This window comes from Solirubrobacter deserti (assembly GCF_027587175.1).
GTDB lineage: Bacteria > Actinomycetota > Thermoleophilia > Solirubrobacterales > Solirubrobacteraceae > Solirubrobacter > Solirubrobacter deserti.
In genome coordinates this window covers 64,355-78,455 of the sequence record NZ_JAPCID010000012.1, presented here as the reverse complement: position 1 = coordinate 78,455, position 14,101 = coordinate 64,355, and the positions used below count along the sequence as shown (strand labels likewise).

Annotated in this window: 11 protein-coding genes; 2 read left to right on the top strand and 9 right to left on the bottom strand. The window is 71.0% G+C overall.

The genetic code is table 11. The features are described 5' to 3' along the window. Positions 1–2: 2 nt before the first annotated feature. Both OJ962_RS10400 and OJ962_RS10395 read right to left on the bottom strand, forming a co-directional pair. Positions 3–533: an acetoacetate decarboxylase family protein gene (locus tag OJ962_RS10400; RefSeq protein ID WP_202952812.1), complete on the bottom strand. Its 531-nt coding sequence runs from the start codon at positions 531–533 to the stop codon at positions 3–5. Next, entirely contained in the window at positions 496–1,290 is a 795-nt protein-coding gene (locus tag OJ962_RS10395; RefSeq protein ID WP_202952811.1) for a hypothetical protein, read from the bottom strand. Before OJ962_RS10395 ends, OJ962_RS10400 begins: the two co-directional genes overlap by 38 nt. Between OJ962_RS10395 and OJ962_RS10390 the strand changes: the two genes are divergently transcribed. Beyond that, positions 1,274–2,152, top strand: coding sequence for an MBL fold metallo-hydrolase (locus OJ962_RS10390; protein WP_202952810.1), 879 nt, complete (start codon positions 1,274–1,276; stop codon positions 2,150–2,152). The genes OJ962_RS10395 and OJ962_RS10390 overlap by 17 nt on opposite strands. Positions 2,153–2,182: 30 nt before the next feature. Further along, a complete protein-coding gene (locus OJ962_RS10385; RefSeq protein ID WP_202952809.1) occupies positions 2,183–2,527 on the top strand; it encodes a hypothetical protein in 345 nt (114 codons plus the stop codon). A 90-nt stretch (positions 2,528–2,617) separates the two neighbouring features. On the opposite strand, the gene OJ962_RS10380 is transcribed toward OJ962_RS10385, so the two are convergent. From OJ962_RS10380 to OJ962_RS10350, 7 genes are all read right to left on the bottom strand, one after another. Further along, positions 2,618–2,983 carry a hypothetical protein gene (locus OJ962_RS10380; protein ID WP_202952808.1) on the bottom strand — a complete coding sequence of 122 codons (366 nt, stop codon included), beginning with the start codon at positions 2,981–2,983 and terminating at the stop codon, positions 2,618–2,620. Next, on the bottom strand, positions 2,980–4,107 hold the full coding sequence (locus OJ962_RS10375; protein WP_202952807.1) for a S8 family serine peptidase: 1,128 nt from the start codon (positions 4,105–4,107) through the stop codon (positions 2,980–2,982). Before OJ962_RS10375 ends, OJ962_RS10380 begins: the two co-directional genes overlap by 4 nt. 55 nt (positions 4,108–4,162) lie before the next feature. Next, entirely contained in the window at positions 4,163–4,573 is a 411-nt protein-coding gene (locus OJ962_RS10370) for a type II toxin-antitoxin system VapC family toxin (protein WP_202952806.1), read from the bottom strand. Then, positions 4,570–4,785, bottom strand: coding sequence for a FitA-like ribbon-helix-helix domain-containing protein (locus OJ962_RS10365; protein WP_202952805.1), 216 nt, complete (start codon positions 4,783–4,785; stop codon positions 4,570–4,572). The genes OJ962_RS10370 and OJ962_RS10365 overlap by 4 nt, the downstream gene beginning before the upstream one ends. 111 nt (positions 4,786–4,896) lie before the next feature. After that, positions 4,897–9,021, bottom strand: a complete 4,125-nt coding sequence (locus OJ962_RS10360; RefSeq protein WP_202952804.1) for a sugar phosphate isomerase/epimerase — start codon at positions 9,019–9,021, stop codon at positions 4,897–4,899. A 137-nt stretch (positions 9,022–9,158) separates the two neighbouring features. Beyond that, the gene (locus tag OJ962_RS10355) at positions 9,159–9,416 is read right to left on the bottom strand and encodes a hypothetical protein (RefSeq protein WP_202952803.1); all 258 of its coding nucleotides are present in this window, start codon (positions 9,414–9,416) and stop codon (positions 9,159–9,161) included. Continuing rightward, a complete protein-coding gene (locus tag OJ962_RS10350; protein ID WP_202952802.1) occupies positions 9,413–14,041 on the bottom strand; it encodes a hypothetical protein in 4,629 nt (1,542 codons plus the stop codon). Before OJ962_RS10350 ends, OJ962_RS10355 begins: the two co-directional genes overlap by 4 nt. Positions 14,042–14,101 lie beyond the last annotated feature (60 nt).

The window sequence follows — 14,101 nt, the reverse complement described above, 5'->3', positions numbered from 1 at the left end:
GCTTAGGAGTGTGGCGAAGGCATGTGCAGGCGCAGGTCGTCGCCCGCCAGCGCGAGGTGCCGTCCGGCCAGTCCCAGGTGGGCGAACGGGCTGTTGTGCGGGATCTGCAGCTCGACCAGCGCGGGCGCGGCCTTGATGCGCGCGCGGCCGATCGTGTCGCCGGCGGGGCTGGTGATCGGGGTCGGGATCACGATCGGGAGCCCGCCGCGGCGCCGTCGCAGGCGGGCGTGCAGCAGGGTCGTCTCACCCTGGCGCGCCGTGAAGCTGGCGGCGCCGTACTCGAACTGCGCCAGCTCCTTGGGCAGGCCCCAGATCTCGCGGCCGCCACTCATCGACTGCTCGTCGTCGACGTAGATGTGGCTCACGACCATGCCGCGCGGCGTCGCGTGCGAGAAGACGATCAGCTCGCGGTAGACGAGCGTGCCGGACGTGTAGTTGGCGAGCATGACGCCGCCCAGCCGGCGGCCGCGCGTGAGCGCCGGGACGACGACCAGCTCACCGTTGAGGTGCCAGGGGGCGGGTGGATGAGGCACGGCGGTGGTGGAGCTCCAGGATCACGATCGCGACGGCGATCGGCACCGTCGCCGGGAGCGTATTGAAGTGCAGGAACAGCAGGTCCCAGGCGCAGCACAGCCCGAACACGAGCAGCGCGGCCGGACCCTGCCGGCGGCCCTCGACGGCGAGGATCCCGCCCAGCAGGCCGGCGACGAACACGTCTCCATAACCCATGCGCGCCCACGTGACGTCCAGGAACTGCAGCTGGGGGAGGCCGGGCGCGGGGATCGCGGCGTTGAGCGTCGCGTTCGGCCCCTGCAACTGATTGCCGAACACGAGGATCGCGTCGATCACCGCCATCGCGATGATGCCGAGCTTCAGCGGCCACGCCGGGACCAGGCCGGCGAGCAGCCGGCCGAGCGTGATGCAGCTCAGCGCGGTCAGGAACGCGGCGGCGCCCTCGCTGGGCGGCGAGTCGACGTCGATCAGCGCGACCACGAACGCGGCGACCGCGAGCAGCGCGTAGACCGGCTTGGCGCCGCGCATCGCCCAGCCCAGCGCCAGCAGCGCGCCCGGCGGGACCAACAGCAGCGCGAACCAGGTGAGCCCGTCCGCGACCTCGGGGACGAGCGCGATCGCGGCGACCACGATCGCGATCGACAGCGGCGCCAGCAGCGCCCACGCGCTCGTCTTCAGGCGGTTCAGCCAGGCGGGGATGCCCGCGCCGGGCAGCAGCACGAGCAGCGCCTGCGTCGCGTTGAGGATGCCGATGCCGATCATGAACTCGCGGCTCACGGCGCTCAAAGCTGACAGGATCGTCGGCGTGAGCTACCCGATCTGCGTCACCTGCGGCGTGCAGTACGGCGGTTCCGTCTCCTCCTGCCCGGTGTGCGAGGACCCGCGGCAGTACGTGCCGGTGTCCGGTCAGGCCTGGACCTCGCTGGAGGCGCTGCGCGTCGACCACCGCAACCGCTTCGACTCCGACCACGGCGTGCTGGGCGTCGGCACGACGCCGAAATTCGGCATCGGCCAGCGCGCGCTGCTCGTCGAGGACGTCCTCTGGGACTGCATCACGCTGCTCGACGAGGAGACGATCGAGCGCATCGGCTCGTTGCGCGCGATCGCGATCTCGCACCCGCACTACTACTCGTCCATGGTCGAGTGGGCGCACGCCTTCGACTGCCCGGTGCTGATCCACGAGGCCGACCGCGAGTGGGTGATGCGGCCGGACGCGCGCGTGGAGTACTGGTCGGGCGAGACGTACGACCTCGGCGCGGGTATGACGCTGATCCGCTGCGGCGGGCACTTCGCGGGCGGGACCGTCCTGCACCTCGGCGCCGATTTCTCGGAGGTCGATCCGGCCTCACGGCCTGATCAACCACCTCACCTCGAAAGGCCGCCTGGCGGCGACCTGTTCGCCGGCGACATCGTGCAGGTCATCCCGGACCGGCAGTGGGTGGCCTTCATGTACTCGTTCCCGAACTACATCCCGCTGCCGGCGGCCGCCGTCCGGGCGGTGGGCGCCGCGCTGGAGCCGTTCGCGTTCGAGCGGATCTACGGCGCGTGGTGGGAAGCGGTCATCGAGGCCGACGGCAGCGGTATCGTCCGCCGCTCAGTTGAGCGGTACGTCGCTGCACTGGACGGATATCTGCCATGAAGTCACGCAGTGAGGGGTAACCGATAAGACATGGCTGTTCTGGAACTCGTGAGCTCACGCCCCGATTGGATGGGCGCCCTGACCGTGGCCCTGACGCGGCCGGCCGGTGTGCCGGAGCGTCGCGCGGGCGACGATCCGTGGGCGGCAGCCGGTCGCGCGCAGCGTCCCCGCCGTATCTCCGACGACCTCGCGTGGCTGCGCCAGGCCTTCGACGAGCCGTCCGAGCACGGCTTGAAGGGGCTGGAGGACACGGCCGCCGTCGCCGCGTGGGAGACCGACCACGAGGCGCAGGAGCGGCTCGCCCGGCTGCGCGACCGCCGCGTGCTCGACGCCGCCGGCTTCCTCCTGCACGAAGAGGAGCGGATCGCGGTTTAGATACCCCTCAGGGGTAGCGTGAGACTTGGCGGTATGGCCGAGCGCGGCTACACCGCGCGGTCGGCCGGCTCATGCGCCGGGGCTCGCGGCTCAGTAGTCGCCGAACTCGATGCTGTAGCCGATCTCGTCGCTGTCGTCGAACGGCTTGAGCGCGCCCGCGGCGCGGTCCATGTAGATCATGTCGTCGTCGCCGGGCGTGTCGCGGCGCAGCCAGACATCGAAGCGCGGGCTCTCGGGCGTGCCGACGATGGTCATGTCATGGAACTCCGGCATCGCCCGCAGCGTGCGTTCGACGGCGTCGATGGCTGTCAGCGAGGGGTTGTCCCAGTCCTCGGGCCACACGCCGACCCACAGCAGCACGTGGTCGCGCCAGAACCGCTCGTACTCGTCCGGGACGTGCTCGGGCTTCGGCGGCGGCTCCGGCCGCGGCCCGAACAGCCGGCGCAGCAGGCTCATGGGCGTGCGGTCGCGGCGCCCGCGTCGACCATTCCCGCGCCGTAGATCGAGTCCACGCCCGGCACGCCGAGATCGCGCGCCGTGGCCTTCAGGTGCGCCTCGATCTGGTCGGGCGTCGGCTTCGAGCCGAGCACACCGGAGGCAATGATCAGCGCCGCGGTCGCCGAGACGTGCGGGGTCGCCATCGAGGTGCCGAAGTAGTCGCCGGGATAGCCGAACGACGTGACCTTGCGCTCGCGCGCGAACGTGAGCTGGAAGATCGGGCGGCCGTCAGGGCCGTTCGGGAGGCAGTTCGCCTGGCCGGGGACCGCCATGTCGCGGCCGCCGCCCGGCGCGACGAGATCCAGGCCGTCGCCCGTGTTCGAGTACACCGCCGCGCACCCGCGCTCGGTGACCGCCCCGACGCTGATCACGCCCGGCAGCGCCGCCGGGAACCCGACCCGGCTGGACTTCGTGTTCCCGGACGCCGCCACGAGCGTGACGTTCTTCGAGCGCGCGTACCGGACCGCCGCGGCGATCGACCGGATCTGGTTCGCCGACGTGGTGCCCTCGCCGAACTCGAACGAGAGGTTGATCACCTGCGCGCCCTGCTTGACGGCGTAGCGGATGCCGGCGGCGATCGTCGCCTCGTCGCCTTCGCCACGCGCGTTGAGCACCTTGACCGGGATGATCGTCGCGCCGTACGCGAGCCCGGTCAGCCCGACGCCGTTGCCCGTGGTCTCCGCGATCGTGCTGATGACGTGCGTCCCGTGGCCGTAGTCGTCGTTCGGGTACGCGTCGCGGCCCTCACACGCGTTGAACCCGTCGCTCGTGCGCGCGCAGAAGTCGTAGCCCTTGGCGAAGCGGATCGACTTGAGCTCCGGCGACTGCTTGAACCGCCCGTTGGAGCGGTACGCCGCGCCGCTGTCGAGCACGGCGATCTTGACGCCCTTGCCGCCCGGCCGGCCCGCGGCGAACAGGTTGTCCCACGCGCGCGGGGCGTCGACGCCGGTCCCGGGCAGGAAGTTCCACTGGTCGGCCTGCCACCCGAGGCCGCCGATGCCCTTGTCGTCGGGAATCCACGCGTGGGCGGTCGTGGGCGAGATGAGTGCGGCCAGCACGGCCAGGACGAGAAGCGTGCGCACGGGATCGATGAGGGTACCCGTGAACGTGGCCCTCGCCCTGAGTTGATGTGCAGGTTCACATAACGTCGATTAGCGAGCATTCAACGGAGCGACGGGCCACGTCGAAGAGCCCTCTGTCCCCGGTGATCAGCAGCGGATCGGGCAGCGCCTCGGCCAGGGCCAGATACGTGGCGTCGTAACTCGTCAGGTTGTGGCGCAGCGCCCACACGCGTTCGCGCAGCGGCGCGTGCGGGTGTCGCATCAGCCGCAGATCGCCGAGATCGTCCAGCGCGGCCCGCGCGCGCTCGGCGCTGATGGCGCCGCTGAGCGCGTGCCGGCGCAGCACGCTGAGCGTCTCGGGCTCGATCAGCTCGGGCGCGTGCAGCCACTCGTGCTCCCGGCCCTCGAGCGCGCCGAGGATCGTCGCGAGTGCGGCTTCGCGACCGAGCAGGAAGTCCGCGAGCGCCGATGCGTCGAGGACGATCACCGGCGTTCGCCGCGCAGCACGTCGGCGCTCGGCGGCAGCTCGGCCGTCGCACGCCCCCGGATGCGCTCGGCGAGCTCGTCGACCGTGGGCGTGCTCGCGATTTGGCGCATGTGCTCGAGCAGAAACTCGTTGAGCGACTGCCCCGCCATCGCGGCCTGGGCTTTGAGCCGGCGGTGCACATCATCCGGCACGTCGCGGACCTGCACGTTCATGCCCCGATGCTATCAGTGTGCATGCACTGCATGCAATCCACATGCAATGGCAAGCGGACCGGACCTGTCCCCGCGGCAGGAGGCCGCGGGGACAGGGACCCCCCGGTAGCTCTACGGCGTGGTCGCCGACAGGGTGAGCGTGAGGCGCTTGCTGTAGCTCCCGGCCAGCAGGCGGTCGGTCGACGCGACGGACTGGCGGAACTTGACCGCCACCGCCTCGTTGGCGAGCGGGTGCGCCCACGTGGCGAGCACCGTCGGCGCGGACGTGCCGCCGACCGCACCGTACGCGCCGGTGCCGGCGGCCACCTTCAGCGGCTGCGGCAGCGGGAAGGTGCCGTTGACCAGGTGCCCCGTGGCCGTGGTGCTCTCGTCATGGATCGTCAGCCGCGAGGAGCGCAGGCTCGACGTCGCCCGCACCGTGAGCTCGCTGTCGTAGTCCTGCGCCACGCCCGGCTGCATCGCCCCGAGCGCCACGCTCCCGCCCTGGAGCGAGATGCCCAGCACGCGCCCGATCTGAGCGACGACGTCAGCGTCCTCGGAGACGGACTCGCTCGGCGTGATCGTGAAGTCGACCTTGCCGGCCGTCTCCACGTTGCCCGCCGCGTCGGTCGAGCGGAACTCGACGCTGTGCGCGCCGTTGCCCGTGACCTGGAACGTCCCGGTGTACGCCGTCCAGGCGCCGCCGTCGACGCGGACCTCGGTCTTCGCCACGCCCGAGCCCGTGCCGTCGGCCGCCTCGAGCGCGACCGTCACCGGACCGGTGTAGCCCGCGGCCGGCGCGGCGCCGTTGAGCTTGACCGTCGTCGCCGGAGCGGCCTTGTCGATCATGAACGTCACCGAGCGGGTCGTCTCGGTGTTGGCGGCCTTGTCGACCGAGCGGTACTCGATCGTCGTGCTGCCGGCCGCGTCGACCGTGAACGGCACGCTGTAGCGCGTCCACGTCGCGGCGCCCTGCGTGCGGTACTCGACGTAGTCCACGCCCGAGCCGCCCGTGTTGTCAGTCGCGGCCAGCGTGACCTTGACGTTGCCCTTGTACCACCCGGCGGACCCGTCCGGAGCGGCCGGATCGAGCGTGTGGGTGGTCGTCGCGGCCGTCGTGTCGGGCGCGGAGCCGCAGCTGCCGGCCGTCACGTTGAACGAGTCAAAGCGGATGGGAGCCGCGGTGCCGCCCCCGTCGTGCTTGACGAACAGGCCGATCTTCGTGATGCCGGCCGCGCCGAACGTCGACGCGTTGACCGGGATCGCCGGGCCGACGGCGGTGAACGTCGTCCCGTCGTACGAGTACAGCGTGGTCACGCTCGTCCCGTCGTAGGACGCGCGCAGCCAGAGGTCGTTCGACGTCGGGGTCAGCTTGCCCGAGTTCGGGTACTGGCCGCCGTGCGCGTTGTTGTTCGTGCCGTTGGAGGTCAGCGCGCGCTCGGCCCAGAACGCGTTCATCGGCTGGCCCGAGAGGTCGGTGTTCTTGTACTGGATGCTGAACTTCGCGAAGTAGTTCGGGCTCTGGGCGCCGTAGAGCACCACGCCACCGGCACGACCGTTCTGGTTGACCGTCGTGTGGTCGAGCTTGGCGGTCATCGTCCACGGACCCGTCGGGACCGCCTGCAGGAGGATGTTGCGCGCGGTGAAGTTGCCCTGGTTGACGTCGCCCTGCGCGCTCGTCAGCGAGAGGTTGCCGTTGGCGACGGCCAGGTTCGCCGGCGTCGGATTGACGATCTCCCACTTGGAGTCCAGCGCCGTGCCGTTGAACTCGTCGACCTGCGGGCAGCCCTTGATGCCGCCGCAGTCGTCGCCCGGCGTCTGCGGGTCGGCGCCCGAGACGACGTTGAACGCGTCGAAGTCGACGGTGCTGTCGGCCGAGCCGTCGTGCTTGGAGAACACGCCGACGCGCAGGCCACCGGCCCCGGACAGGTACTGCGTGACCGAGATCGGGGCGCCGAAGGACGCGAACGTCGTGCCGTTGGCGGAGCTCCAGGTCGTGATCTGCTTGGTCGCGTCGTCATAGACGAAGCGGACGTAGACGTACTCGCCCGTCAGGTTCAGCGCGCCCGAGTTGGGCCACGGCACCGTCGCCGGCGGGATCGTGATCGACTGGTTGTTGGACGTCAGCACGCGCTCGGCCCACTTGCCGTTCTGGTTGCCGGACGTGTTCGGGTCGACGTCGTTCTTGTACTGGACCGTCGTCTTGAGCAGGTTGTTCGGGTTGAGCGTGTTGATCAGCGCCAGGCCGGCCGCCTTGCCGTCGGCGTTGATGTTCGCGTGCTTGAACTTGGCGGTCGCGACCCACGAGCCCGTCGGCATGGGCTGCAGGAGCGTCTGGGCGGTGCCCTGGTCCTGGTAGAGATCGCCGCGCAGCATCGGCATCGTGAGATGGCCGTTGGCGACCGTCGGCGCCTTGCCGGCGACCGGGTTCACGACCTGCCACTTGTTGTCGACCGCCGTGCCGTCGAACTGGTCCGACAGCGCGTTGCAGCCGCCGGTGGGCGCGGAGATCGAGAACGTGACCGAGCCGACCGGGTCGGACACGTTGCCGGCGCGGTCGCGCGCGCGGAACTCGACCGTGTGCGAGCCGTTGCCGGCCACCGTGAACGAGGTCTCGAACGGCTCGGCGCTGCTGGTGTTGTCGGCCCGCGTCCACGCGCCGCCGTCGATCCGGCGCTCGATGTACTCGACACCGGCCGCGCCGGTGCCGTCGGTCGCGCGCACCGTGAACGTCACGGGCGCGGTGTAGCTGGTCGCGGGCGTCCGGCCGTTGATCTGCGCGACCACGGTGGGCGCGGACGTGTCCGGCGCCGTCTGCGTGCCGGCGAGCAGGACGCGCTCGACGGCGTCGTCGCCGTTGGCGTCGATCACCAGGCGCGCGACCGACGTGTATCCGGCGCGGGTCGGCTTGTAGCCGACGTTGATCGTGCAGGTGCCCTTCGGCGCGATCGACTTGCCGCGGCAGTCCTCGCTGACCACGGCGAAGTCCGCGGCTGTGGCGGCGCCGCCGTCGGCCTCCTCGGCCTCGATCTTGATCGCGTCGGCCCCCGAGGCGATCACCATCGGCGCGTCACCGTCGTTGGTGACCAGGATCGGCGCCTGGTTGGCCGACGCCGCCGTGCCCACCGGCACCGACGGGAACAGCTTCGGAGCGGCCTTCAGCGAAGGCATCGGGTTCGCGCGCAGCGCCTTGGCGCCGTCCCCCGCGTTGGTGAACGGGTTGAAGTTCGTCGGCCCACCGATCGCGACCGGATCGCGCTCGGAGAAGTAGTAGCGCGTCTTGTTCTTGCCCGAGGCGAACAGCGGGCCGAAGTTGATGCCGCCCTGACCGAGCGTGCGCTGGTCGGCGTCGCCGCAGCTCGGGCGGATGCCGGCCGGGTCCATGTCCTTGACGTGGAAGGAGATCACGCGGCGACCGAACTTCTGGATCATCTGGTTGACGTAGGCCGCGCCGACGCCCGGGTCGACCGGGGTCGCGTGGCCCGACGCGCCGCAGACGGCCCAGCCGATGTCGATCTGCGCGACGACGTAGCGCGGATCGGTGCGCTCCATCACGATCTCCCACGCGCTCTTGTTCTGCCCGTCGCCCTGGGAGTCGATGAAGCGCGTGCTGAACTCGGCGTTGTGGTTGTGGAAGTACGCCGGCCCGAGGCCCGCCTCGACCGAGCGCTTGCCCAGCCGGTTGAGCGTCTGCGCCGTCGTCAGCGTCTGGGTGTAGCTGCCGAGGCCGCCGATCCCGCCGAGGCTGCCCTCACCCAGGTGGTCCTGGCCGAGGATCTTCGCGTGCGCGATCTCCGCGTCCCAGCGGGCCTCGTTGAGGCTGCCGTGGCGCGCCGGGAAGCGGATCCCGTACTTGTCACCCAGCGCCCGCAGCTCGATCGTCCCCTGCAGGTTGCCCTGCGGGCTGCTCGAGCTCGGGAACGGGTTGCCCGGGAACCCGTAGAGCTCGACGTTCTTGATGTCGTTCGCCTGCAGGAACGCCAGCAGGCGCTCCATCCGCCCCATCACCGTGTTCGGCGGGAGCGTCGGCGTGCAGTACGGCGTCGGAGGTGCCGGCGAGGCCGGACACAGGATCTCGCCCGAGCCGTTGCTCAGGTAGTCCCTGAAGTTGTACAGCTGGATGCCGCTCTGCCCCACGGGCGCGCCCTCGCCCATGGACGGCGCGCGCTGCGCCTCCGCGGCGGTCGCGCCGGTGAGCATCGCGCCGGCCGCCAACGCGGCCGCGATCGCTCCTCGCACCTTCCGGTGTGCCAACAAGTGCCCTCTCCTCCTCGAACGGTTCCCGACTTCACTGTCGGCAACCTCACCCGGACTGTGCGTACCTTATGCCAAGACGCGGGCGGAAGTCCAGAGCTTTGGTAACGGCAGCAGAAGGTTTTGTGTCCCGACCCGTTTCAAGTGGGTCGATCGACGAGCGGGAGCGACTCCACGTCCACTCCCGCGAGCACCTCGTCGATCAGCGGCTGCAGCTCCGGCTTCCACAGGCGCAGCAGCTCCTCCGGGTGCTCCGGGCACGTGAACGCGATCGACCACGTACGGCCGGACTCGTCGCTGGAGTACATGGCGCCGGTCGGAACGAGCACGTGGTTGTCGTCCGGGCAGCGGGCCCACGCCTGGCGCAGCCGTTCGTCGTGGATCACGCGGTGGCTCAATGCAGGAGCCTCGCGACGTCGTCGGCGCCGACCTTGTCGACCAGCGCCTGCAGGATCCGGCCGGCTTCGTCGTGCAGCGACGCGATGTCCGCGCCGAGGCCGGTGTGCGCCGCGCCCGCGCCCGAGCGGTCGGAGGCCTGCGCGACCTTGGTAACGAACTGCGGGATGCCGAGCTCCGCGGCCGCCGCCGGCTCGCGCTTGGCGAAGGCCTGGAAGATGTCGTACTCGATGTCGTGGATGTCGTTGCGGAAGTGCTTGCCGAGCCTCTTGGCCGCCGCCTCGAGCTCCCCCGGGATCTTGATGCCCTTGGTCTCGTAGAGCGAGCTCGTCGCGCGCGTGCCGATCTGCCACTCGTGCGTGAGCCCGGTCTGCGGGTCCTCGACGATGATGTGCCAGCGCGGGTAGCGGGTCACGCCGGTGTCCTTGATGATGCGCGGCTCGACGACGTCCGTCACCCGGAACCCGGACTGCTCGCGCATCGCCTGCGCGACCCGGGCGACCTCCGGCCCGTCCGTGATGTTCAGGCGCCCGCGGATGATGTCGTCCATCTGGCCGAGGATCGGATAGTGCTTGCGCTCGCACTTCTCGAGGATGCCGGTCACGAACCCGGCGAGGTCCTCGCGCTTGCGGATCGAGATGATCTCCGCGTCGGCGCCCTTGAGCATCTGCGCGGCGAACGCCTTCATGCGGTCGACGGCGCCGCCCGCGGCGTCGAACAGCGTCTGCTGGACCGCGGCGCTCACCATCAGGTCGGCGGGCGTGAGCTGGCGGAACGGCTTGGCCTTGATGTCGGCCAGCATGCGCTCGGCCGCCAGCTTCTGGGCCGGGAAGGCCTCGGTGTCGGCGATCTCCTGCTCGAGCGTCCGGCGTGACTGCGTGAGCCGCTGCATCAGCGCGGCGCTGTCCCCCGCGATCGCCGTGGGCACGGCCGGTGAGGCCGCGCCGCCGACGCCGTCGGCGGGCGTCGGACGCGGAAGCCGGAGCAGCTGCGGCGAGCCGGACGCGCCGCCGCCGGCGTCCGCCTGCTTGGCGAGGTCGAGGCCGTGGTGCTCGACCATCTCGCCGAAGCGCCCGTAGTTGTCGAGCAGGAAGCGGTCCGAGGGCGCGGTCTGCGGCGCGCCCGCGTCGGTCATCACGCTCGCCTTCTTCGCGCTGCCCGCGAGCTCGATCGGGCCCGGACGGTCGAGCGCGCCGGTCGCCTCGCGGTCCACGCGGTACACCAGCTCGGACCAGTTCTTGAAGAACGCCAGCCGCTCGTCCTGGATGCCCGCCTGCTCGAACAGCTGGCAGATCCGGAACACGTACTTGAACAGCTCGTAGCGGCGTGCGGCCTCGATCACGCCGCCCGCCTCCTTGACGGTGTGCGCGATCATCCCGACCTGGTCGAGCAGCGCCTGGTACTGCTCGGCCGCGTTGGTCAGCTTCTGGCCGAGCGCGAAGCCCTTCACGCCGCCGGCGGAGATGTACGCCTCGTCGTCCATCGCGTTGGCGAGCATCTGCTGGAACGTGACCTTCTCGGCGAGCTGCGCCTTCACCGCGGGATCGGTGGTGGTCTTGAGCTCCGCCAGCAGCTGGTCGCCCTTGAGCAGCGCCTCGTTGCGCATCTGGATCCGCGCATCCCCGCCCAGGGCCGCGAGCTGCTTGGCGCGTCCGACGTCCACCCCCGGCGGCGGGTCGGCCTCCATGGCGGCGCGCTCGGCGCCCTGGAGGAAGCTCAGCCGGCGCGCGTACATGAGCGTCGCCGTCTCCTGCGTCACGCGCGCCCGCACGCGCGCCTTGGCGTCCGCGGGCAGCGCGGCGATCAGCTCCTCGGCGCTGCCGATCCGGCTCGCGTCGATCAGCAGCCCCATCCGGTACTTCTTCTGCCAGCCCGGATAGGCGCTCTCCATGTACTGCTCGGCGGCGATCAGCTTCGCGCCGGCGTCGTCGCCCTTGACATTGAGGTCGACGTCGCTGCCGGCCTCGGCGCTCGCGTCGCCCACGGCGTGCGCGTTGAACTGCTTGCCCAGCGTCTCGACGATCCCCTGGCGATGCGCGACCAGCTTCGCGACCAGCTCGTCACGCATGGCCTTCTCGAGCCCTTCGCCGAGCCCGGTGCCGTTCTTGAGCTCGCCGATCCCCTTCTCCCAGCGCTCCATGCGGGTGACGAGCCGCTTCATCGCGCCCTCGTCGCCGGCCAGGACCTTGCCGACGAGCGGATTGTCCGCGTGCGAGAGCGGCAGCGCCTCCTCCGGCGCGCCCCGGAGCGCCTTGATGCCGCCGAGCGCGGCGTGCAGGGAGAGCGCCATGCCGGCGCCGGTGGCCGCGCCGCCGGCGGTGCTCGACGCGACGCGCTCGAGGCCTTCGGCGATGCCCTGGCGCCAGGTCTCGTCGCGCGCCATCGTGTCCACCATCGAGGTCGAGCCGCCGGCGAGCGTGCCCTCGGTGACGGCCAGCAGGCCGTTGCGGGCGGCGCCGCGGAACAGCGACCCGGACGCCGCCTTGGCCGACAGGCCGACCGCGTCCAGCTGCGCGCCGATCACGCCCTTGGCCGCCAGGCCGCCGGAGACGTTCATCACGCCCTCGACGGCGCCCGTGGCGAACGCGACCGCGCCGTCGGCGCCGATGATGTCGAAGCGGTCGCCGCGGATGACCTTCTCCGTGAGCACCTTGGCCACGGCCATCGCGGCCGCCGCGCGGGCGAGCTGGGCGAGCACGATCGGGCCCGCCGCGCCGCCGGTGATCGCGGCGATGATCACCGACACCGCGGTGTTGGCGACCATCGACGCGGTGTTGGCGAACTCGTCGCGCGCCGCCGTGTAGTCGTCGAGCGCGCCCTGCGTGCGCGCCCCGCGCTGCTCGAGCAGCCGGCGCTCCTCGGGTGTGAGGTTGCCGTCCAGGCCGGCGAGCGTCGTGCCGGCCTGCAGCTCGCGGTTCTCGTCGGCGACCGCGTCGCCCGTGGAGCTGAACAGGTCGAAGAAGCCGCTGCGCTCGCGCTCGACCGCCTGCGTGAGCCACTTGGCGTTCTCCTGCGGCGTGAGGTCGGACGGCTTGAGCAGCGTGATCGCCCGGCCGAGCTCGCTGCTGGACAGCGCCGAGCGCATGTCTCCCATGAACTTCGCGTCGCCCGCCAGCCGGCGCTTGTCGGCGTTGGACGCGAAGTTGCCGAGCAGGTGGAAGAAGTAGTCCTCGTCGTCGCTGAGCACGCCGAAGCAGAAGTTCAGGCGCAGGTCCAGGTCCGTGGAGAAGATCGTGCCGCTGAGGTAGCCCTTCTCGATCGCGGTGGTGTTCGCCGACACGTACTCGTTGAAGGGGCCTCTCCCCTTCTCCCACTCGGCCTTGAAGCGCGCCCACGTCGCGCCCGCGGAGAGCTTGAGCTGGTCGAAGATCGTGCTGCGGTCGACGCCGCCGAGGCTGCGCAGCAGCTGCACGGCGGGGTCGGCGAGCTGTCCGTCGGTGACCTGTCCGGCGGCGTCGGCGGCGCTCTCCTGGATGCCGAGCTTGGCCTTCAGGCGGCTCAGCTCACCGCTGGAGAGGTCGCCGAACCAGCCCGCCAGGCCGAGCGGGTCGCTGCGGGCCTCGACCTCGGCGCGCAGGACGTCGCGCTCGGCCTGCGTGGCCTCGTCGATCGCGCTCATGATCAGCTCGACGTTGGTGCCGGCGCCGTGCACGGCGGCCTTGACGAGCGCGACGAGCCGCTGGTTGTCGCCGAGCTTGCGCGTCTTCTCGCTCGACCCGAAGACCCAGCCGTACTCCGGGTTGGGCTCGCGGCCCAGCAGCGCGAGCGCGCGCCGGTAGTCCTCGCCCGAGAGCTCGGCGTCCAGCGCGTCCCAGATCGAGCTCGCGTTGTCGGAGAACGCGAGATTGCGGAACTCGTACGCCTGGAAGTCGGCCTCGATGGTGTTCGGGTTGCAGCGCGCGAGACCCTCGAACAGCATCGCCTCGTCGGTCCCGGACTGGATCGTGGCGATGTAGACCTTGTCGATCGGGCGCAGGTCGCCGTAGGCGAGCGTGGCGTGGGCCTTCACCAGCTCGTAGCCGTCGAGGTCCTCGTCGAGCGCCGCGCTCAGCGTCTGGGACTTGAAGTCCGGGAACACGGTGTCGGGCAGCGAGCCGGTGACGGCAGACCACATGGTCTCGAAGCGCGCGAAGCCCTGGCCGGCCGGCGCCGCGCGGTTGCACTCCTTGAGCACGCGGAACAGCGTCGTCGTGTCCGTGCCCGCGCCGCCGAGCGCGATCAGCACCTTCGACATCGGGCGCAGCTCGCCGTAGTTGAGCGAATCCAGCGCGCGCAGGGCGTCGGCGCCGCCCATCGACGCGAGATCCCGGTCGAGGTCGCGCTTCCAGGTCCCCTCGTAGGCCGCGCGCAGCTCGGCCGCCCGGTCGCGGTTCTGCAGCAGCGTCTGCAGCAGCTGCTCGCGCCGGGCCGACGTCGGGGCGTTGATGAAGTAGGTGGCGATCGTCTCGGCCGCCGCGGCGACGCCGTCGCGCGCGGTGGGCGTGGTCTCCAGGCGCAGGAGCTTCGCCACCGCCTGGTTGCCGGCGCTCTGCTGGAGCGCGAGCAGCGCCCGGTGCGGCGTCGGCGACGGAGCGGCCTGGGCCGGGGAGCGCAGCTGCTGGGTCTGCTCTTCGCGGTCGTGGATCACGGTTGCCTCAACAGCCAGACGGCGGAACGGGTCCAACCATTCCAGGTTCCGCGGACCGGT